Raw genomic sequence first — 20,326 nt, forward strand, 5'->3', positions numbered from 1 at the left:
GACTATGAACTTGCATGAGTATCAGGGCAAACAACTGTTTGCGGAATACGGATTGCCGGTTTCCAAAGGCATTGCAGCGGAAACCCCGGCAGCGGCAGCAGCAGCGGCTGACGAAATTGGCGGTGATAAGTGGGTAGTAAAAGCCCAGGTACACGCTGGTGGCCGCGGTAAGGCTGGCGGTGTAAAGCTGGTAGATTCCAAGGCAGAGATTGAAGAGTTTGCCAAGAAGTGGCTGGGCGAGCGTCTGGTAACTTATCAAACAGACGAAAATGGCCAGCCGGTTTCCCGTATCCTGGTTGAAAGCTGCACTGACATCGACCAAGAACTGTACCTTGGCGCCGTTGTTGACCGCTCCACCCGTCGTATCGTTTTCATGGCTTCCACCGAAGGCGGCGTTGAGATCGAGAAAGTAGCGGAAGAGACTCCAGAAAAAATCCTGAAAGCCACCATCGATCCACTGGTAGGCGCTCAGCCTTACCAAGCGCGCGAGCTGGCTTTCAAACTGGGCCTGAACCCGACTCAGGTTAAGCAGTTCACCAAGATCTTCCTCGGCCTGGCAAAAATGTTCCAGGAAAAAGATCTGGCCCTGCTGGAAATCAACCCGCTGGTAATCACCACCGAAGGCAACCTGCACTGCCTGGACGCCAAAGTGGTAATCGACAGCAACGCGCTGTACCGCCACGCTGACCTGCGCGAAATGCACGATCCTTCCCAGGAAGATTCCCGTGAAGCGCACGCTGCCAAGTTCGACCTGAACTACGTAGCTCTCGATGGCAACATCGGCTGCATGGTAAACGGTGCTGGTCTGGCCATGGGTACCATGGACATCGTAAACCTGCACGGCGGCAAGCCAGCTAACTTCCTGGACGTTGGCGGCGGCGCGACCAAAGAGCGCGTTGTTGAAGCGTTCAAGATCATCCTGTCTGACGAGAACGTAAAAGCCGTACTGATCAACATCTTCGGTGGTATCGTTCGCTGTGACATGATCGCCGAAGGCGTTGTGGGCGCAGTAAAAGAAGTTGGCGTTAAAGTACCGGTTGTTGTACGCCTGGAAGGTAACAACGCAGATCTGGGCGCCAAGGTTCTGAGCGACAGTGGCCTGAACATTATCGCGGCTACCAGTCTGACCGATGCGGCTCAGCAAGTGGTTAAAGCTGCGGAGGGTAAATAATCATGTCAGTATTGATTAACAAAGACACTAAAGTAATCTGCCAGGGCTTCACCGGCTCCCAGGGTACTTTCCACTCCGAGCAAGCGATTGCTTACGGCACCAAGATGGTTGGTGGTGTAACTCCGGGTAAAGGCGGCCAGACTCACCTGGGCCTGCCAGTATTCGACACCGTTAAAGAAGCGGTAGAGAAGACCGGCGCTGAAGCTTCCGTAATCTACGTACCTGCGCCTTTCTGTAAGGATTCCATCCTGGAAGCGGCCAACGCTGGTATCAAGCTGATTGTTTGTATCACCGAAGGTATTCCGACTCTGGATATGCTCGACGCTAAAGTGAAGTGCGACGAGCTGGGCGTGCGCCTGATCGGCCCGAACTGCCCGGGTGTTATCACTCCGGGTGAGTGCAAGATCGGTATTATGCCAGGTCACATCCACAAGCCGGGTAAAGTGGGCATCGTTTCCCGTTCCGGTACCCTGACCTATGAAGCGGTTAAGCAAACCACCGACTACGGCTTCGGCCAGTCCACCTGTGTGGGCATCGGTGGCGACCCCATCCCGGGTTCCAACTTCATCGATATCCTGGAAATGTTCCAGAACGATCCGCAGACCGAAGCAATCGTTATGATCGGTGAGATCGGTGGCACTGCTGAAGAAGAAGCAGCTGCTTACATCAAGGAAAATGTTACCAAGCCTGTAGTTTCCTACATCGCTGGTGTAACTGCTCCTCCCGGCAAGCGTATGGGTCACGCGGGCGCGATCATCTCTGGTGGTAAAGGCACCGCCGATGAGAAATTTGCTGCTCTGGAAGACGCTGGTGTTAAAACCGTGCGCTCCCTGGCTCAGATCGGCGACGCTCTGAAGGAAATTACTGGCTGGTAAGTAATTGCCAACTTTTAGTTTTCAAAAAAGCCACCCATTGGGTGGCTTTTTTTATGGTTGTATAAAGTCGGGTCAGATTAGGCAGAGTTGCGCTGGGCTCCTCCAGTAAATAGTTTTACCTATCTTTACATTTTCATGGTGTTTACAGTTTTATCTGTTGTTAAGTTTTCTTTTTATCGCTGAAAGTTGATTTTCATTCTCTCTTCATTTTTGTACTTCTATCTATAGGTCACGTAAGTCTGCGTTTTGTAAGGCTTTTCTTGTGGTTCCTAGTTCTTTTGGTTGCTTGCTGAAAATATTTGAATATTTTTTATTACAGGAATCGATTTTGGTTTGGGTGTTTGGGAAAGGTTTTTTGTGATCTCTTCCCTCTTTTTGTTTTCTATTTCTGTCGGGTGAATTTTGACTTGCCGAATTTGGTGCGGCAGTGTTGGTTCTCGTTATGGCAGCGAAAATAACTTTTCAGGAGGTGCGTCAGCATGGGGCTAGCTATAGATAAAAATATTCGAAAAATATCCTATAAGATAGACTTTGGTGGATTTTCTTTGGATAGGAATGAAGAGGTAGGTGGGGTTTGGCCGAATGGTGTGGTGAAATATTATGTGCCCTCCAATTTAGATTCCGGTTATGTTAATTCGGTAAAAAAGGCTATGTCTCATTGGGAAATTTGCATTTATCGAAAGTTCAGATTTGCAGCGATTAAGTTCCTGCAGGTTGGAGCGGCAGGCCGTGGAGTGGTTACAATTAAGGACGACCGCAGTAGTGCGACGGTAGGGTTTACCAATAAAACCGATCAATATTGTGGTGTAGATTGGAAAACTAATAGAGCAGCGATTGCCTCCCTTCCCCATGAGATCGGTCATACACTGGGTTTGGCCCACGAACACATGCGTGCCGACGCCCCTCTGTCAGTGAAGAACACACTGGACTCCCTGCAGCAGCAAACTCGGGTGCAAACCCTCACCAGGTTTTTAACACACAATTCTGCTTTTGATGGAAACTCCATCATGATGTATGACGACCAGGCAAGGGCACTGGGGATTGTAAAAAACACTCGTGAGGGAGGCTGTAAAATATCGGCCAATCAGGTGAATAGTTCTACCTGGAATCCCAGTGCTGGGGATCTGGATATGCTTTCATATCTTTATGATGGCAATCGTCAGACCTTGCCCCATTCTTTTGCTGGCCCCTTGGGCTAAGGGGCGGGAGGCGTAACTCTAAAAAGGGAGTCAAAGACTCCCTTCAATTTATAAATCTTAAGTGAATTTTTAAGCGAGGTAATCAGCAGCCACGAATTTCGGCAAAGAATTTACTTAAGCAGATACCCGGGAAGTGTATAAACCATATTTATTCCCCTGGTTGCGACTACGGTGATAAAGTACAAAAACTGTTAAAATAAGCAGCATCAGTTCTGCAACTGGTCCTGCATACCAGATCCCCACTTCACCAAACATCAACGGTAAAATCAAAATTAATGGCAGTACAAAAATATAGGTTTTTGTCACCCCGAGAATAGCGGCACGTTTGGCGTCACCAATGGCCTGGAAAAATGTGCTGATCATCTTCAATGGTCCCGCCAAAAAGTAGACAAGCGTCATCATCGGCAGGATACGTGCAACCTCTGCAATAATTTGCGGGTCGCTGACGAACAGGGTTCCCAAAGTGTCTTTTAGTAATAGCACGCCAAGCTGTAATACCAGGCAATAAGAAAAGGCTATTGTCAAAGCTAGATTGATACTGCTGTCGGCACGGGACCAGCTTTTAGCACCGAAGTTACTGCCTACGAGGGTTTGAAATGCCTGGCTTAATCCGAGAAGGGGCAGGAAAATAAAGGTCATGATTCGGGTAGTAATGCCGTAGGCCCCCACCGTTGTATCATAGTTGGTACTGCTCCAGGCCTGGATACTGAAAATTACAGCGATAGATGTGAGTGATATACCGATGTAGCTCAAGCTGGATGGGAGGCCTAAAGACAGGTACTCAGGCCAGAAATTCCGTTTAATCGAGAGTCGGATAATTTGTATATCAATCACTGGTTGGCCGTAATGACGGTAGCCTGCAATTATCAGAAGGGCAATTGCCTGTGCCAGGGCGGTGCCATAGGCAGAGCCAGCCACACCCATATCCAGGTGGGCGATAAAAATATAATTGAAAATAATGTTGAGCATAACCGATGATAGGGAAACCACGGCCATTAGAGATAATCGCCCTTCGCATCGTAAAGTGTCGGAATTCACTGAGCAGATAAATAGCGTTGGTGAAAGAAATATCAATATTGTTAAATAGGTGTACCCCATCTCTGCAAGGTCTACCGAGCCATTGGCAATCAATAATGTTAATTGTTTGCCTCCAGCTAAAAAAAGCAATATTAATAAAATGCAAACAATTAGTGCTAGTGTAATGGCTTGAGAGAAGGCCTTCTTCGCTTTATCTATATCCCTTGCACCAAGTAATCTGGCCTGGACACTCGAATATCCACTGGAAATCAATGAAGAAAGTGCTATCAGAAACATAAACACTGGAAAGGTCAAAGTCACTGCAGCTAGTGCCTCGGCTCCTACATACTCCCCCAGGAAGTAGGCATCCAATAAAGTAAAAGAACCGTTTACCAGCATTATTAGAATAATAGGCGCAGCCGTTTTAAAGAAAACCGGCAGCAAGTCCCCACTAACAAATATATTGTCTTGTTGTTCACTCATAGTAAGTCCGTTTTAAAGTTTGCCGCTATGCATCTCTGCAATCTCTTCAAATTTACTGAATACTAGCTTTTTGAGATCACTCGGCCATGAGTGGATGGCTTTTTTAAAGCTGATCCTACTGTTCCTATACAGAGCACGACTGGCTTCCTCGAAGCCTGGAGTATCCCCTGCAACTAACAACATGAACTTATCCAGTTCCTGTTGTTTGCGGGTGATCCGCTCTTCAGGAGAAACCTGTTTTTGTGCCTGCTCAACCAGCTTACGAAGTGTGACGGAGGCACCGCCGGGCTGCTGACTCAGCCACTCCCAGTGGCGGGGAAGCAGGGTAATCTCCCTGGGAATAACTCCTAATTTGGGACGTCCGCGCTTGGCTTTGTGAGTCGCGGTATCTACAGCTGATACTGCCAATACCTCCTCCGTGTCTCCATGCCAATCCACTTCAACCCGTTTACAGCTTTGGGCCTCGAAAACAATGGGTTCATGGTTTGCGCCCATATTTTTCACTTGGCGAATAACGACTTCCAGTGTCCCTCGGGCGATGATCTGTTGCTGATCGATAGCGATATAGTCGGTGCTCAAAGTTTTGCTCCTTATTTACCCGGGTTAAATATTTTTATCCGGGTAAATATAATTCGTCGGTTAGTTAACCTGCAAGTGTAATTTTCTGCCGAATGGCGATATTCGAAGCGGCATTAATAAAGAATGAGTTTTTCTGGCTGTGCTTGCCCGCTTTCCTGCTGGCGTTCGGTGGTTAATAGCTGCTCATTTATGAGTGATATACACGGTCAGCGAGCACTCCTATACTGCCGAAAACCAACTGTTTAGGAGCGAATATGACCAGGGCATTGATTGGGGTGATTGGAGGAAGTGGTCTTTACGATATGCCGGGGCTGACTGAGGTGGAGGAGGTCCATATCGACACTCCCTTTGGCAGGACTTCGGACGCCATTGTCTGCGGTAAGCTCTCAGGTGTGCCAGTAGCTTTCCTGGCCCGTCATGGTCGCAATCATCACCTGATCCCCTCCCAAGTGCCTTATCAGGCAAATATCCATGCCCTGCGCCAGCTCGGCGTGTGCTACATCCTGTCTCTCTCGGCTGTGGGCTCCCTACAGGAAGAAGTACGGCCACTGGATATGTTAATCCCCGATCAGTTCATTGATATGACTCGCCGGCGGCAGAGTACCTTTTTTGGAGATGGTGCGGTTGCCCATGTGTCCATGGCCGACCCTGTATGCTCTGCTGTCACTGATAGTTTGGCGCGTGCTTTCACGCTGACCCAGGCAGAGCAGCCAATTGAGTTACACCGGGGTGGCAGTTATATCTGTATCGAGGGCCCCCAGTTTTCCACCCGTGCCGAGTCCCACTGGTATCGAAGTATGGGGGCGTCGGTTATCGGCATGACCAATATGCCTGAGGCCAAGTTGGCCCGGGAGGCACAAATTGCTTACGCCACGCTGGCCATGGCTACTGACTATGATTGTTGGCACCCTCGTGAGGAGGCAGTAACCGCAGAGGTAGCGATTGCGAATCTTCAACAAAATGCCACGCGCGCGCAGCAGATTGCGATGGAAGCCATACGTATTTTAGGCGCTGAGCAACCGGAGTCCTCCGCTCATACAGCACTGTTGAGCGGTCTGGTGACTCCCCTCGAAGCTATGCCTGAGGAAACACAAGCTGTAATAAAACCACTGCTTGCTCCGACAGAACCAGAGCTTGAAGAAATGGAGCAGTGATATCGATGCGTGAGACCTTACCCCTGCTGGAACTATCGGACTTTCCCTCTCTGCACCGGGGGGCCATTGAGACCTTGCAGGTCAATATTGGTTACCGTTGTAATCAGCGCTGTTTACACTGCCACGTCAATGCTGGGCCTAATCGAACCGAGATGATGTCGGACGAAAATTTGGCGCTGTTATTGGAAGTTCTCACGGTCCGTAAACCCCGTGTGCTGGATGTGACTGGTGGGGCCCCGGAATTGCACTGGGGCTTTCGATCCCTTGTAAGAGGGGCGCGAGCGCGCGGAGTGCATGTAATAGATCGCTGCAACCTGACAGTTCTTTTTGAGCCGGGCCAGGAAGATACCGCAGAATTCCTCGCTGAAAACCAGGTTGAGGTCGTTGCCTCCCTGCCGTGTTACTCAATCGATAATGTCGATCAGCAACGAGGTAAAGGGGTATTCGATAAGAGCATTGCGGCGCTACAAAAATTAAATGCATTGGGCTATGGCAAGCCTGGCAGTGGCTTAGAACTCAACTTGGTCTATAACCCCCTGGGACCCTTTTTACCCCCGGAGCAAAGTGCTTTGGAGGCGGACTATCGAAGAGAGTTGGCGAACCACTTCTCTATTAAATTTAATCATTTGTTCGCTCTCGCCAATATGCCAATCAAGCGTTTTGGTTCCATGTTGGTTTCCAGGGGGCAGTTTCACGATTATATGACGCTACTCAAAGACAGTTACAGTGCGGATAATCTTGCTGATGTTATGTGTCGCAGCTTGGTTAGTGTCGATTGGCAGGGAAACCTATTTGATTGTGATTTTAACCAACAACTCAACATGCCTATTCCTGGCCGATTACATTTGCGAGATTTAATCGAGGTGGATCTGAAGGGGGCGGCAATTTGCGTTGCAGATCACTGTTACGGTTGTACAGCCGGGCAGGGCAGTAGTTGTGGTGGGGCTCTCTAGCTTTTTGTTATGGCGGATGGAACCTGAAAACGATGAGTAAAAAAATCCTGCTGGTAGCCGCCATTGTTGTATTGGTGGTGGCTTTCTACGTGCTTGATCTGCACCACTGGTTGAGCCTGGAAAAGTTAAAGGATGGAGCGGAGGACTTTAAGCGCTGGCAGATGTCGTCGCCGCTTTTAGTCGGATTTTTGTTTCTGGTCTTCTATATTTTGGTGACTGGCTTATCACTTCCCGGGGCAGCAATTCTAACTATTGCAGCCGGCGCATTGTTCGGTCTTTTCTGGGGTACTGTAATCGTTTCTTTTGCTTCCAGTATCGGTGCCACCCTGGCCTTTTTAATGGCTCGATATTTATTTCGAGACTATATTCAGGGGCGCTTCTCAGAGCGGCTTCAAGTCGTCAATAAGGGAATTGAGCGGGAGGGGGCATTTTACCTTTTTGCGCTGCGATTGGTGCCGGCTTTCCCTTTTTTCCTAATTAATATCCTGATGGGGCTCACCCATATTAAAGTCTGGACTTTCTATTGGGTTAGCCAGCTTGGGATGCTGGCGGGTACGATAGTTTACGTAAACGCGGGAACTCAATTGATGAGAGTGGAAAATCTCAAGGATATTTTATCTTTACCACTGTTGTTATCTTTTGTTCTCTTGGGTGTATTTCCCTTAATTGCAAAATATGCGCTCAACTGGCTTAAGCGCAGGCGTCAGGCTGGATGATCTAATTATGCAGAAACCTAAGAAGTTTGATCGTAACTTAATTGTCGTTGGTGGTGGTGCGGCGGGCCTGGTTACGGCTTACATCTCTGCGGCGATAAAAGCAAAAGTCACTTTGATCGAAGCAGGTAAAATGGGGGGAGATTGTCTCAATACCGGCTGTGTACCCAGTAAAGCATTGATTATGTGTGCGCGACAGGCCCATAGGGCAAGATGTGCGGGCGAGTTTGGGGTTGTACTCCATGAGCCAACAATTAATTTTCCCCGGGTTATGCAACATATCAGGGAGTCGATTAAAACTATTGAACCCAATGATAGTGTGGAGCGCTATAACGAGCTGGGGGTTGAAGTGCTCAAGGGAACTGCAGAGCTTATCGATCCCTGGACAGTTAAAACCCAATTAAATAGTGGAGGGGAGAAAACCCTGACGGCAAGGGCTATTGTACTAGCCACTGGCGCCGAGCCGAGTGTTCCGCCTTTTCCTGGGCTCGATCAAGTGAATTACCTCACCAGTGATACTTTATGGGAGCGGTTTTCTCAGTTAAAAACCCCTCCCCACAGGCTGGTATTACTGGGTGGGGGAGCTATTGGTTGTGAGCTGGCACAAGCCATGGCCAGGTTGGGTTCGGAAGTGGTTCTGGTGGAGAGGTCCGACACTATATTATTGGAGTTGGATGCTGAAGTATCTGCGGCCGTCGCTGAGGCGCTTACTCTGGATGGCGTTAAAATTTTGACAGACCACGAAGCTGTTGAGTTTGAAGGTGTTCCTGATCGAGAAGGAGGCATACTCATTGTAGAAAATAAGGGCGATAGGGTTAAGCTCGAGTTTGATGAGGTGATACTAGCTCTCGGCAGAAAGGCGAAAGTAACCGACGAAGGTCTCGAGAACCTGGACTTGCTGGATAATGGCAGGTTGAAACTTGATGGCTACCTGCGAACTCGCTATCCACATATCCTTGCAGCTGGGGATGTGGCAGGGCCATACCAATTTACCCATATGGCCTCACACCAAGCTTGGTATGCAGCGGTAAATGCCCTTTTCGGTGACATTAAAAAATTTGCCGTAGACTACTCTCTGGTTCCCAGTGCTGTATTTGTCGATCCGGAAGTGGCGACTGTAGGCCTTTCTGAAAAAACTGCTAGTGAGCAGGGAGTGAATTACGAGATAACCCGCTATGATATCGAGCATTTGGACCGAGCTATAGTCGATGGTGCGCGGCGAGGATTTGTCAAAGTCCTTACGGTGCCGGGAAAAGATAAAATACTAGGTGTTTCTATTGTTGGGGAAAATGCTGCAGAATTAATTGCGGAGTTTATTTTAGCGATGAAGCATGGGTTGGGGTTGAATAAAATTCTCTCAACCATCCATATCTATCCGACCATGAGTGAAGCCAATAAATTTGTCGCGGGCAATTGGAAACGTGCTCACGCACCAGCAGCTATTTTACGTTTCTTAGAGGTTTTTAACCGCTGGAGGCGCAACTAATGCAATTCAGTGTGATAGTTCCTCTATTAAATGAAAAGGAACACATAGCCTCTTTACTGGAGCACTTGCAGCAATTGAGCGTGCAGGAAGATTGTGAGGTTATTGTCGTAGACGGCGGCAGTACCGATGGTAGTGTTGAGACCCTAGAGCAGTCTGGTTTGCAGCTGGTCCACGCCACTCGGGGTAGGGCGGTTCAGATGAATGCCGGTGCGTTAATGGCTAAAGGTCAGTGGTTAGTGTTTTTGCATGCCGATAGCCGTCTACCCGCAGATGCCCTCAAGTCCATCACAAACCTCGAAAAGGAGAATGCCCACTGGGGGCGTTTTAATATTCAAATTGTCGGACACAGTTTTTGGTTTCCCTTGATTGCGACTTTAGTTAATTTACGCTCTCGTTTTAGTGGTATTGCTACAGGGGATCAGGCCATTTTTGTGCGCCGTGGTTTGTTCGAAACTATCGGTGGATTCCCTGCGCAGCCGTTGATGGAAGATATTGAGCTGAGTCGCCGTTTGCGCAGTTATTACTGGCCCTATTGTTCTCGTGAAAAAGTAGAAACCTCAGGGCGTCGCTGGGAAAAGTACGGCGTATTGAGAACCATTTTATTGATGTGGCGATTGCGTTTTGATTACTGGCGGGGCGTATCAGCAGAGAGTTTGGCAAAACGCTATGAGTAGTTTTCTATTGCCGCCCATGCGTCTTGTAGTGATGGCTAAGGCTCCGTTGCCAGGGTATGCAAAAACTCGGCTAATTCCTACTTTGGGAGAGAAGGGCGCAGCCGCTCTCGCATTACAGTTATTGCAGGATACATTGGCAGAAGCGGTTAAGGCGAATCTGGGCCCTGTCGAGCTGCATGTTGCGCCTAACTCCAGGCACCCTTTTTGGCAGGAGTTCAAGTTGCCTCAGGGGGTAAAGCTATACAGCCAGTCAGAAGGTGATCTCGGTCAGCGCTTGTGGCGGGCTGCGAAAAGTTCTTATGCCGCTGGCCAGGGGCTCTTTTTATTGGGGACAGATTGTCCGGCATTAAATGCAGAAAGACTCCGAGCCGCAGCTGTGGCGCTAGTGCACACGGACTCTGTTATGTATCCCGCAAATGATGGTGGCTACACCCTGTTGGGCTTGAAGTACCTGCATTCTCGCTTGTTTGAAGATATATGTTGGAGTACTGAAGTCGTTGCCCAGCAAACCCTGGAGCGATTACTGGAATGTGATATGCGCTGTCAGCAATTGGATGTGCTTGCGGATATTGATGAACCTGAGGATTTGCAGTTTTTACCTAGAGCTCTTTCGATGAATCTGGCAGATTTTCGGGAAGCAGATTAAAAGCAATTGAGAGTAAGGAGTATTTCTAGCTTGAACCAGGAAGTGCTGGCTCTAGGAATATAACTTCCCTCGTGACCTGCCAGCGCCCATTTTCATACACCAAATCTATCGCCAGTTTTAACAGTTGCTCCTGGCCAGCCAAATTGTTTTTTCGCGAGAAGATTACTAAAGCACTGTTTTCATTTGCCACTATGCGGTGAATTTTTTTCCAGTCGTTGAGAGGTAGTTCACCCGCGTCACGCTTGGCTTTAAACATATTGATGAAGGCCGTTTTGTCTGCCACCGTGACCCGGTCCGAAGGATCTAGTATGAAGACCTCCATTTCCCGGTGGTAGACACTTTCCAGTTCGTCTTCTCTGCAGTACACCCCGGCCTGCACGAGGTAGTCAATAAACTGCTCGATCTCTCTTACCGTATCTGGATTATCCATCGCTCAGGCACTCCAACCGGGACCAGATGAATATAGATTAAGGTGGAGATATTTGGGGCTTTCTTCGGCCAGGCTAAGCTGGCCTAGAGGGGGATTAGAGAGCGGGGGCGGCGCTGGCTTCGGAATTCACTGCGCTGTTCTCAGCAAGGATCCCGCCGTTTTCATCATTGGCTGCGGCCAGTCGTTGTTCCTCAATGCGGCTACTCCAGCTCAGAAGGGCTTGATAGTGGCGGATATTCTGTACATAAGTCACCGGTTCCCAGCCTCGGGCATAGCCGTGTTTGGTGGTCTTGTAATACTGACGCTTGGCCAGAAGGGGCAGGTGTTCGCGCACATCGGGCCAAAGATCTGGATTGCCGCCCATTCGTTCTGTCAGTACCCGGGCATCCTCAAGGTGGCCATAGCCTACGTTGTAGGCAGCCAGTGCCATCCAGGTTCTGTCGGGCTCGCGAATGCGATCCGGCAGTTTGTTGCGGATTTGTACGATATAGCGGGCACCACCCTCAATGCTCTCTTCGGGGTTTAGGCGGTTTACACCGAGATCTTTTGCGGTGTTCAGAGTCAGCATCATCAGGCCGCGTACACCGGTGCGAGAGCGGGCACGCGGATTCCAATAGGATTCCTGGTAGCTGAGGGCTGCGAGTAAGTGCCAGTCGAGGTCATATTGGTCGGCAACCTTTTGCATGGTGCCGCGCCACTGGGGCAGGCGCTCGCGGCTGCGCTTGGCAAAGGCTTTGGCGCCGCCCACATTTAGGTCGCTGACGTGGCCGAAAAATTCTTCCCGCAACTGGGCAATCATGCCATTGGTATTGGCGCGCAACATAAAGCGGCGTGCACTGCGATATAGGCTGTCGTCATCACTTTGTGGGAAGGCCCAGGAAACCGGTTGGAATTGGGTGAGGTTGAACGCAACTGCAGTGTTTGGGTAAAGGCCGCGGTGAACTGCGTAAGCGTTGGAATCCACAATTGCATAATTGTATTTTCCTTCCTGCACCATCTCCACCAATTCCATGGCGTCCACGTCGGAGACTTCCTCCCAATCCAACTCGGTATAGCGGGTGGAGAGTTTCTTCATTTCTTCTGCGTGAGCACTACCGGCAATGACGGCGACCTTTTTTCCTTCGAGATCGCTAGTTTTGCGCGGCCGCTGTTCGCCAACTCGGTAGATAACCTGTTGGCGAATCTCAAAATAGGATGGGGTAAAGCGGACTTGTTCGCGACGCTCTGGAGTTACCGTGAGGCCGGCAGCCGCGAAGTGCGCACCACCCTCCGGGTCGCGCAGCTGATCGAACATTTCGTCCAGATCGTGCACGTCGCGAATTACCAATTTCACCCCCAGCTCCTCAGCAAATGCACGCAGCATGCCGTATTCAAAGCCCGTCGGGTTGCCGGAGGCGTCTTCGTAATAAGTGGTGGGGCCGTTTTGTGACAGGACAACCAATTCACCGGTGGCTTTGACACGCTCGAGTGTATTCGGTGCTTTACTGGCAACCAGCAGGGAGGCGCAGCAGGATAAGGCGATCCCTTTGCACACACGGCGGACGTAGCGCAGCATACGGCTTTTCATCATCATAGGCTGTCCTCTCTAGCTAGTCCGTTGGTTTTTTTGCTGTTGTGCCTAAGGCCCTGTATGTCGATTTCGCTCTCAAATACGAGGGCAAAATTTGACGCAGTCCGCCAATTTTACATTATTTGACGACAATCTGCCCAGTTTGTCTTTTGAACACTGTGATCTGCACGCTTGCAAAGCATTACAGACTTAGGTAGGCGAACCTGACTTTGATACAAAGTTGGTATATTTACAGACAAGCTTGCTGCTCTTTTGAACATTCAGGTTACTAATTAGTTCATGTGTACCCAAGTGTCGGGCGGGTGTGTTGGAGTGGCGATGCTTCAGGTACAATTGCGCCTCTCAAATTTCCGGGGCCTTGTGCGAAATCCCATTCGCGCAATCTTTCTCATTTAGACAAGAGGCTATCTCCCGCAATGTTAGTTCTGCGTGGTGCTCCTGCACTGTCGAAATTCCGCCATAAAAACCTGCTCAATCAACTGCGCGCGCTGCAACCGACCATCGACGATCTCTACGCTGAGTTCGTTCACTTTGCAGACAGCGACTCACTGGATAACCAGGAGATGGCCCTGCTGGAGCGACTGCTCCAATACGGCCCAACCGAGGAAAAGCACGAGCCGAAAGGCGAGTTGATCCTGGTAGTGCCGCGTCCGGGCACAATTTCTCCCTGGTCTTCCAAGGCTACTGACATTGCTCATAACACTGGCCTGAACAAAGTTCATCGCCTGGAGCGTGGCATCGCCTACTACGTTACCGGTGTCGAGTTAACTGAAGCTGAACGCCTTGTGCTGGCCTCCCGCTTACACGATCGTATGGTTGAAGCGGTATTCACCGATTTTGCTCAAGCTGAGCAATTATTTGTGGAAGAAGCGCCGCGCCCGTTGCGCGGTGTGGATATTCTCGAGGGCGGTCGCGAAGCTCTGGAAGATGCCAATGTCACCTTGGGCTTGGCCTTGGCTGAGGATGAGATTGATTACCTGCTCACCAGTTTCCAAGAGCTGGAGCGCAATCCCACAGATGTAGAGCTGATGATGTTTGCCCAGGCAAACTCCGAGCACTGCCGCCACAAGATCTTCAATGCCTCCTGGACCATCGACGGCGAAGAAATGCCGCACTCCCTGTTCGGCATGATCAAGAATACCTACCAGAAGGGGGGGGACAATGTGTTGTCCGCCTATGCGGATAATGCAGCCGTCGTTACTGGTAGCGAAGCGGGGCGTTTCTACCCGGATCCTGACAGCAAGGAATACGGTTTCAGCACTGAAGCCATTCATCTGCTGATGAAAGTGGAAACCCACAATCACCCTACCGCGATTGCTCCTTTCTCCGGTGCTGGTACCGGGGCCGGTGGTGAAATTCGTGATGAAGGTGCAGTTGGCCGTGGCTCCAAACCAAAAGTGGGCCTGACCGGTTTTACGGTTTCCAACTTGCGCATTCCCGGCTGGGAGCAGCCTTGGGAAGCCAACTATGGCAAGCCTGAGCGTATTGTTACCGCTCTGGATATTATGATCGAAGGCCCGATCGGTGGTGCAGCATTTAACAATGAGTTTGGCCGCCCGAATATCTGCGGTTACTTCCGTACCTTTGAAGAAAATTTCGATGGCGAGCGTCGCGGCTATCACAAGCCGATCATGTTGGCTGGTGGTTACGGCAATATCCGCGAAGAGCATGTAGACAAGCCCGAGTTTTCCCCTGGCGCCAAACTGGTAGTGCTGGGTGGCCCGGCGATGTTGATTGGCCTCGGTGGTGGTGCAGCCTCCAGTATGGCCAGCGGCTCCAGCTCTGAAGATCTGGATTTCGCTTCAGTACAGCGCCAAAACCCGGAAATCGAGCGTCGCTGCCAAGAGGTGATCGACCAGTGCTGGCAGTTGGGTGAGAGCAACCCCATTGCCTTTATCCACGATGTGGGTGCGGGCGGTTTGTCCAATGCTTTCCCCGAGTTGGTGAAAGATGGCGGTACCGGCGGTAATTTTGAACTGCGCAATGTGCCCTGTGATGAGCCGGGTATGAGCCCGCTGGAAATCTGGTGTAACGAATCCCAGGAACGCTATGTATTGGCAGTGATGCCGGAAGACCTGGAGCGCTTCGAGCAAATCTGTGAGCGTGAGCGCGCGCCTTACGCCGTTGTCGGTGAAGCTACCGAAGACAAGCACTTGCTGTTAAATGACAAGAAGTTTGAATCCAAGCCTGTAGACCTGCCGATGTCGGTGTTGTTCGGCAAGCCGCCGCGCATGCACCGTGAAGCAGAAACTCGCCAGGTGGAAAGTAAGGCATTTTCCACAGTAGATATCGACCTGAATGAAGCGGCTGAGCGGGTGCTGCGCCTGCCCACAGTTGCTAGCAAGAGCTTCCTGATCACTATCGGTGACCGCACTGTAACCGGTCAGGTTTCCCGCGATCAGATGGTCGGTCCCTGGCAGGTGCCGGTGGCTGATTGCGCGGTAACTACCGTTGCCTATGACAGCTACGCCGGCGAAGCCATGTCTATGGGTGAGCGCACCCCGGTGGCATTGCTGGATGCACCGGCCTCGGGCCGCCTGGCAGTGGGTGAGGCAATTACCAATATCGCCTGTACTCCAGTGAAGCAACTGTCCGATATCAAACTCTCCGCCAACTGGATGTGTGCAGCGGGCCATCCGGGTGAAGAGGAAAAACTTTATCGAACCGTAGAAGCGGTGGGTATGGAGTTGTGTCCTGAATTGGGCATTACCATCCCGGTGGGCAAAGACTCCATGTCTATGCGCACTGCCTGGGAGGAAGAGGGCGAGCAGAAATCGGTTACTGCACCGCTGTCTCTGGTAATTTCTGCCTTTGCTCCGGTAACTGATGTCCGCAAGACAGTGACACCGCAGCTGCGCACCGATAAAGGTGAAAGTGAGTTACTGTTTATCGATCTGGGGGCCGGCAAAAATCGCTTGGGCGGCTCCTGTCTGGCGCAGGTCTACAACGAGCTGGGTGACAAGCCCGCAGACCTGGACGATGCCAAGAAACTGAAAGGTTTCTTCGAGGTGGTACAGCAGGCTCTGAATGAAGACCTGATCATGGCCTACCACGACCGCGCTGACGGCGGTCTGTTTACAACCCTGGCGGAAATGGGCTTTGCCGGCCGCGTGGGTATGGATGTGGAAATCTACGAATTGGGTGAAGACCCGATTGCGGCGCTGTTCAGTGAAGAGCTGGGTGCGGTATTGCAGGTTCCCGCCTGTGAAGCGGATATGTTGGTACAGCGCTTTGCCGCTGTGGGTGTACCCACCCACAAGATCGGTTACCTGAACAATAACGAACACCTGTGCATCACTAATAACGGTGTTGAAATCTTCAAGCGCTCCCGTGCTGAATTGCAGCAGATCTGGTCGGAAACCAGCTATCGTATCCAGTCCCTGCGTGATAACGCCGAGTGTGCCGAGCAGGAATTCGCTGCAATTGCCAAAGAAGACCCGGGCCTGACAGTAAACCTCACTTTCGATATCAACGACGATATCAGCGCACCCTATATCGCTAAAGGTGTTCGCCCGAAAGTTGCTGTACTGCGAGAGCAGGGTGTGAATAGCCAAGTGGAAATGGCGCACTCTTTCTACCGCGCTGGCTTTAACGCTGTCGACGTACATATGAGTGACATCCTGTCTGGCCGTGTAGCGTTGGATGAGTTCAAAGGCTTGGTGGGCTGTGGTGGCTTCTCTTATGGCGACGTACTGGGTGCCGGTGAGGGATGGGCTAAAACCATCCTGTTTAACGATCGTGCCCGCGACCAGTTTGAGGGCTTCTTCAATCGCAACGATACCTTCGGCTTGGGGGTGTGTAACGGTTGCCAGATGTTCTCAGTGATCAAAGAGCTGATTCCAGGTGCGGATCACTGGCCGCGCTTTGTGCGCAACCTCTCTGAGCAGTATGAAGCGCGCTTCGCACTGGTAGGCATTGAAGACTCACCTTCCGTGTTGTTTAAAGGTATGGCGGGTACTTACATGCCGGTTGCCGTTGCTCATGGTGAGGGGCGAGTGGAGTTTGCTGACCAGCAGGCGCTCGAGAAGTGTGAAGCTTCCGGCACTATCGCGATGCGCTACCTGAATAACAAAGGGGAAATTACCCAAACTTATCCGGCCAACCCCAACGGCTCGGTAAATGGTATTACCTCTCTGAGTTCTGAGGATGGCCGCGTGACTATTATGATGCCGCATCCTGAGCGTGTTGCTCGAGCTGTCAGCAATAGCTGGCATCCAGATGAGTGGAAAGAAGATTCCGGCTGGATGCGCTTGTTCCGTAACGCGCGGGTGTTTGTCGACTAAGACAAGTCATTCCCTCGGTTTTTGCCTGCCGAGGTACACGTAAAGATTGTGGTGGCCGTTTCAGGTCACCACAATCTTTAGCAAATATAGAAATATTTCTGTAATTTTTTTCAGCCCTTTCATTTCCTGGCGTATTTTTTCCCTTCCTTAAAGTAGAAACTTCAGCTACTGCTATACTTAAACGATTATTCGAAATAACGTTTTTGCTATGGTGCAGTTATCTGTTGTATTTGCAGTTTACTTGCTCATTGCTCCATCCAATGTCTTGCTGGGATTAGGGTTCACATTTAATTCCGCTCGATTCTTTTCAAATTTCATCGTTTTTAACCTTTTCAGAAAAAAGCAGTTTCTGAGGGGGTATTCCTGCCTGGTAAAAGTGATTAAGGAGAAAACTATGGCGTACAGCGAAACTCTGGCTGAAAAAGTGCGCAAATTACTTCAGGGAAATGAAGGCCTCAGTGAAAAGCAGATGTTTGGAGGTCTCGCTTTTATGTTGAATGGCAATATGGCCTGTGGGGTTGTTGGAGAGGAGTTGATGGTCCGGGTTGGGCCTGATGAGTATCAAACTGCGTTGGCCGAACGCTATACCCGGCCTATGGATTACACCGGGCGCCCCTTAAAAGGCATGGTGTATGTGGAAGAAGATGCTGTCGCAGAGGATTTGGATAACTGGGTCAGTCGTGGAGCGGTATTTGCGGGCTCACTTCCTCCAAAATAATCGCTTATATTCACTGAACTTAGCAAATTAGTTTCTTTTTATTGCATGGTGAGTGATTAGCAGTCAGGAGTTGGCGTGAGTTCGCTGTTTTCTACGCGTTGACTTCTGTACGGCCTACACTCAGCGAAATAAATGTGACCCCGGTTCTATTCCCTCTTGGTCCTTGCTGATTTACCGCTCAGTAGTCTGAAAGGATATTGATTATGTATTTTCTCGAATTGAATAACGGTGTAGAGATACCTCAGCTCGGCATGGGAATGGCTGCGATTGGCAGCTGGCAGCAGGATGATGAGTATGTAACAGAAGTTATCTTGAAAGCCATGTCAGTGGGATATCGTCATTTTGACACAGGATCGGTCTATGGAAATGAGCGAGCTCTGGGAAGAGCGATCAAAGAATCCGGCCTAGCGAGGGAAGAGCTTTTTATTACCAGTAAAGTTTGGGATACGGAGCAGGGAACCAATAAAACTCACGATGCATTTGCCCGTAGCCTAGAGCGTTTGCAGCTGGAATACCTGGACCTATATCTGATCCATTGGCCCATGCCGGCCTATACCCGGGAGACCTGGGGTGCAATGGAGGCGCTTTACCAGCAGAAAAAAGTGCGGGCCCTGGGGGTGTCAAACTTTCGTAAATCTGATATTGAACAACTGGCGACTTTCTCGGAAGTGCGCCCTGTTTGTAATCAAATTGAACTGCATCCCTATTTTACTCAGCAGCCTTTAGTAGATTATTGCCAGTTCCATAAAATTGCGATTTGCAGCTGGTCTCCTTTGGGGTCGGGATCTACATGGAGCGGTGTCGAGGCTCATGAAAAACCTCTCATAGATCCAGTAATTGTGGACATTGCGAATAATCATGGGGTGACTTCGGGGCAGGTTATCCTTAAGTGGAATATCCAGCAGCATCGCATAGTTATTCCCAAGGCGGAAAGCCTGGATCACATACGCAATAACTTCTTAATATCTGATTTTAATTTGAGCAATGCGGAGATCCAGGCAATTAATGGATTGAACTGCAATAAAAGGTTGGGCGGTGATCCCGATTATGTTAATCAGAAAAATATAATGGTCAAAGTGCCCGATTAAATTTTTTCCAACAAAGCATAGGTCGCTATAGCGCAGGCGGAAGTAACATTCATTGAGGAATTGATACCCTGCATAGGTATGTGTACCACAGCATCTGCCAGTTCAAGGAGTTCAGGGGTAACTCCATCCTTTTCAGAGCCCAATACCAAACATATTTTATCCCCTTTGGAAACGGGGGTATCTTTGAGTTCGACGCTGTTTGAGGCAATCTCCAGACAAATTAATCGATAGCCCTTATTTTTTAAGGTTTGCGCGATATTGACTGCAGATGAGTGATATTCGTAGGGAACGTACTTTTCTGTAGACCGGGAAACTTTTCGAATTTTGGAATTAGGTGGAACCAGGCTTTCACCGGTTAAATAAATTTTCTCTACGCCGAGTGCATCGGCGATACGAAATAGGCCGCCGACATTGCTCGGTGTGCCGATATCGGTGGCTAAATAGCATAATGGGTAAGTGTTTTTACTGGGTTGATGACTACTGTGATCTGTCTGCATTTTTCGATTTGTTACTATAGGAAGTAGGGAAGTTTCCACTTCCCCAGGATAATGTTGCGGTATTGATGGGGGAGTTAGTGACTGCTCTCTGCGATTTCGAGAGCCTCCTCGGCGACTCTTTGCGCAGTGGCCTGGCGATTACGCATCTGCTCTACCAGAGAGGGCTCCCGGTTGGCCTTTTGATTCTGGATATGCACCGCTTGCCTGTATACCTTATCTGAGACAATAAACTCTTCCGCTCGCTGGTTGATTTCACTGTAGCGTGTATTCAGTTCTGAGATCTTCTTGGATAGATGCTCAAGATCCAGGATATCGTCGAAGTAAAGGGCGATCAGCCGCTCGCACTCCCTGGCGATTGCCAGGTACTCGTTGCCTACCTGCCGATGTCCCTCATAGTTTTTCTTAAAATTGAAGAAAGTTTGCACGCCGCCCAATAGCGCGGCCAGCAGGGCCAGCGCCGCACCACTCCACTTGGTCCAATCAGGCAGCTCTGCATTGATCAGGGAGAAGAAAAGCGAACCGAGGAACAGGTTGACGACAACGATGGGCACCCCGCAAAGCACATGCAAATTGCGCCCCTTCATGGAGGCTCGGAAGTGGCTGTGTTTGCACAGGTGGGCATTCCAGCGGAGCTTCTCCAGGACTTCCACAGTGTTGGGTATATTGCTCATGATTCCTTTCCGCCCTCATTCTACTACTAGCTATTGTGGGCGATAGTTTGACGGATGCCAGCGAGATGTACAAAAGTGATGGTACAAAGGGCTAGTTTTTCAGTCTTGATAGTCAGGTA

General features: G+C 50.0%; 18 protein-coding genes. 12 read left to right on the forward strand and 6 right to left on the reverse strand.

Annotated features, from left to right (window positions below; translation table 11 throughout):
• The first annotated feature begins 4 nt into the window (after positions 1-4).
• The 3 genes from sucC to ACJJIR_RS05080 all read left to right on the forward strand — a co-directional run bounded on the left by sucC (position 5) and on the right by ACJJIR_RS05080 (position 3,245).
• A complete protein-coding gene (gene sucC / locus ACJJIR_RS05070) occupies positions 5-1,171 on the forward strand; it encodes an ADP-forming succinate--CoA ligase subunit beta (RefSeq protein ID WP_282933818.1) in 1,167 nt (388 codons plus the stop codon).
• 2 nt (positions 1,172-1,173) lie between these two features.
• Positions 1,174-2,046, forward strand: coding sequence for a succinate--CoA ligase subunit alpha (sucD, locus tag ACJJIR_RS05075; RefSeq protein ID WP_108734154.1), 873 nt, complete (start codon positions 1,174-1,176; stop codon positions 2,044-2,046).
• A gap of 479 nt (positions 2,047-2,525) precedes the next feature.
• Positions 2,526-3,245 carry a M12 family metallopeptidase gene (locus ACJJIR_RS05080; protein ID WP_413662985.1) on the forward strand — a complete coding sequence of 240 codons (720 nt, stop codon included), beginning with the start codon at positions 2,526-2,528 and terminating at the stop codon, positions 3,243-3,245.
• Between the two features lie 114 nt (positions 3,246-3,359).
• Here the strand turns inward: ACJJIR_RS05080 and ACJJIR_RS05085 are convergent, their stop codons facing one another.
• A complete protein-coding gene (locus ACJJIR_RS05085; protein WP_444907527.1) occupies positions 3,360-4,745 on the reverse strand; it encodes an MATE family efflux transporter in 1,386 nt (461 codons plus the stop codon).
• Positions 4,746-4,757: 12 nt separating this feature from the next.
• Entirely contained in the window at positions 4,758-5,324 is a 567-nt protein-coding gene (locus ACJJIR_RS05090; protein WP_413662983.1) for a DUF2239 family protein, read from the reverse strand.
• Between the two features lie 254 nt (positions 5,325-5,578).
• Here ACJJIR_RS05090 and mtnP point away from each other — a divergent pair, with 254 nt between their 5' ends.
• The 6 genes from mtnP to ACJJIR_RS05120 are packed head-to-tail and all read left to right on the forward strand — an operon-like array spanning position 5,579 to position 10,950.
• Positions 5,579-6,478, forward strand: coding sequence for an S-methyl-5'-thioadenosine phosphorylase (gene mtnP / locus ACJJIR_RS05095; protein ID WP_444907528.1), 900 nt, complete (start codon positions 5,579-5,581; stop codon positions 6,476-6,478).
• A gap of 5 nt (positions 6,479-6,483) precedes the next feature.
• The gene (gene arsS / locus ACJJIR_RS05100; RefSeq protein WP_444907529.1) at positions 6,484-7,431 is read left to right on the forward strand and encodes an arsenosugar biosynthesis radical SAM (seleno)protein ArsS; all 948 of its coding nucleotides are present in this window, start codon (positions 6,484-6,486) and stop codon (positions 7,429-7,431) included.
• A gap of 32 nt (positions 7,432-7,463) precedes the next feature.
• Entirely contained in the window at positions 7,464-8,147 is a 684-nt protein-coding gene (locus ACJJIR_RS05105) for a TVP38/TMEM64 family protein (RefSeq protein ID WP_444907530.1), read from the forward strand.
• Between the two features lie 7 nt (positions 8,148-8,154).
• Complete coding sequence (locus ACJJIR_RS05110; RefSeq protein WP_444907531.1) at positions 8,155-9,630, forward strand: dihydrolipoyl dehydrogenase family protein; 1,476 nt, start codon at positions 8,155-8,157, stop codon at positions 9,628-9,630.
• A complete protein-coding gene (locus tag ACJJIR_RS05115; protein ID WP_444907532.1) occupies positions 9,630-10,304 on the forward strand; it encodes a TIGR04283 family arsenosugar biosynthesis glycosyltransferase in 675 nt (224 codons plus the stop codon). The genes ACJJIR_RS05110 and ACJJIR_RS05115 overlap by 1 nt, the downstream gene beginning before the upstream one ends.
• Complete coding sequence (locus tag ACJJIR_RS05120; RefSeq protein ID WP_444907533.1) at positions 10,297-10,950, forward strand: TIGR04282 family arsenosugar biosynthesis glycosyltransferase; 654 nt, start codon at positions 10,297-10,299, stop codon at positions 10,948-10,950. The genes ACJJIR_RS05115 and ACJJIR_RS05120 overlap by 8 nt, the downstream gene beginning before the upstream one ends.
• Before the next feature lie 25 nt (positions 10,951-10,975).
• On the opposite strand, the gene ACJJIR_RS05125 is transcribed toward ACJJIR_RS05120, so the two are convergent.
• Together ACJJIR_RS05125 and mltF are read right to left on the reverse strand one after the other, a co-directional pair.
• Complete coding sequence (locus ACJJIR_RS05125; RefSeq protein WP_444907534.1) at positions 10,976-11,380, reverse strand: hypothetical protein; 405 nt, start codon at positions 11,378-11,380, stop codon at positions 10,976-10,978.
• A 94-nt stretch (positions 11,381-11,474) separates the two neighbouring features.
• Entirely contained in the window at positions 11,475-12,953 is a 1,479-nt protein-coding gene (mltF, locus tag ACJJIR_RS05130; RefSeq protein WP_413662975.1) for a membrane-bound lytic murein transglycosylase MltF, read from the reverse strand.
• Positions 12,954-13,366: 413 nt separating this feature from the next.
• On the opposite strand from mltF, the gene purL reads away from it, so the two are divergent.
• From purL to ACJJIR_RS05145, 3 genes are all read left to right on the forward strand, one after another.
• The gene (purL, locus tag ACJJIR_RS05135) at positions 13,367-17,233 is read left to right on the forward strand and encodes a phosphoribosylformylglycinamidine synthase (RefSeq protein ID WP_444907535.1); all 3,867 of its coding nucleotides are present in this window, start codon (positions 13,367-13,369) and stop codon (positions 17,231-17,233) included.
• Between the two features lie 394 nt (positions 17,234-17,627).
• Positions 17,628-17,951 (forward strand): TfoX/Sxy family protein, encoded by a 324-nt coding sequence (locus tag ACJJIR_RS05140; RefSeq protein WP_282933807.1) that lies wholly within the window; start codon positions 17,628-17,630, stop codon positions 17,949-17,951.
• A 203-nt stretch (positions 17,952-18,154) separates the two neighbouring features.
• A complete protein-coding gene (locus ACJJIR_RS05145; RefSeq protein WP_444907536.1) occupies positions 18,155-19,039 on the forward strand; it encodes an aldo/keto reductase in 885 nt (294 codons plus the stop codon).
• On the opposite strand, the gene ACJJIR_RS05150 is transcribed toward ACJJIR_RS05145, so the two are convergent.
• A complete protein-coding gene (locus ACJJIR_RS05150; RefSeq protein WP_444907537.1) occupies positions 19,036-19,536 on the reverse strand; it encodes a TrmH family RNA methyltransferase in 501 nt (166 codons plus the stop codon). The genes ACJJIR_RS05145 and ACJJIR_RS05150 overlap by 4 nt on opposite strands.
• Before the next feature lie 74 nt (positions 19,537-19,610).
• The gene (locus ACJJIR_RS05155; protein WP_444907538.1) at positions 19,611-20,207 is read right to left on the reverse strand and encodes an SLATT domain-containing protein; all 597 of its coding nucleotides are present in this window, start codon (positions 20,205-20,207) and stop codon (positions 19,611-19,613) included.
• Positions 20,208-20,326: the final 119 nt, after the last annotated feature.

It is taken from the genome of Microbulbifer maximicatervae (SeqCode) (assembly GCF_052467385.1).

Bases quoted from the DNA above. Each gene is read 5' to 3' on its own strand.
- sucC (WP_282933818.1), top strand. From the start codon at position 5: ATGAACTTGCATGAGTATCAGGGCAAACAACTGTTTGCGGAATACGGA.
- sucD (WP_108734154.1), top strand. From the start codon at position 1,174: ATGTCAGTATTGATTAACAAAGACACTAAAGTAATCTGCCAGGGCTTC.
- ACJJIR_RS05080 (WP_413662985.1), top strand. From the start codon at position 2,526: ATGGGGCTAGCTATAGATAAAAATATTCGAAAAATATCCTATAAGATA.
- ACJJIR_RS05085 (WP_444907527.1), bottom strand. From the start codon at position 4,745: ATGAGTGAACAACAAGACAATATATTTGTTAGTGGGGACTTGCTGCCG.
- mtnP (WP_444907528.1), top strand. From the start codon at position 5,579: ATGACCAGGGCATTGATTGGGGTGATTGGAGGAAGTGGTCTTTACGAT.
- arsS (WP_444907529.1), top strand. From the start codon at position 6,484: ATGCGTGAGACCTTACCCCTGCTGGAACTATCGGACTTTCCCTCTCTG.
- ACJJIR_RS05105 (WP_444907530.1), top strand. From the start codon at position 7,464: ATGAGTAAAAAAATCCTGCTGGTAGCCGCCATTGTTGTATTGGTGGTG.
- ACJJIR_RS05110 (WP_444907531.1), top strand. From the start codon at position 8,155: ATGCAGAAACCTAAGAAGTTTGATCGTAACTTAATTGTCGTTGGTGGT.
- ACJJIR_RS05115 (WP_444907532.1), top strand. From the start codon at position 9,630: ATGCAATTCAGTGTGATAGTTCCTCTATTAAATGAAAAGGAACACATA.
- ACJJIR_RS05120 (WP_444907533.1), top strand. From the start codon at position 10,297: ATGAGTAGTTTTCTATTGCCGCCCATGCGTCTTGTAGTGATGGCTAAG.
- ACJJIR_RS05125 (WP_444907534.1), bottom strand. From the start codon at position 11,380: ATGGATAATCCAGATACGGTAAGAGAGATCGAGCAGTTTATTGACTAC.
- mltF (WP_413662975.1), bottom strand. From the start codon at position 12,953: ATGATGATGAAAAGCCGTATGCTGCGCTACGTCCGCCGTGTGTGCAAA.
- purL (WP_444907535.1), top strand. From the start codon at position 13,367: ATGTTAGTTCTGCGTGGTGCTCCTGCACTGTCGAAATTCCGCCATAAA.
- ACJJIR_RS05140 (WP_282933807.1), top strand. From the start codon at position 17,628: ATGGCGTACAGCGAAACTCTGGCTGAAAAAGTGCGCAAATTACTTCAG.
- ACJJIR_RS05145 (WP_444907536.1), top strand. From the start codon at position 18,155: ATGTATTTTCTCGAATTGAATAACGGTGTAGAGATACCTCAGCTCGGC.
- ACJJIR_RS05150 (WP_444907537.1), bottom strand. From the start codon at position 19,536: ATGCAGACAGATCACAGTAGTCATCAACCCAGTAAAAACACTTACCCA.
- ACJJIR_RS05155 (WP_444907538.1), bottom strand. From the start codon at position 20,207: ATGAGCAATATACCCAACACTGTGGAAGTCCTGGAGAAGCTCCGCTGG.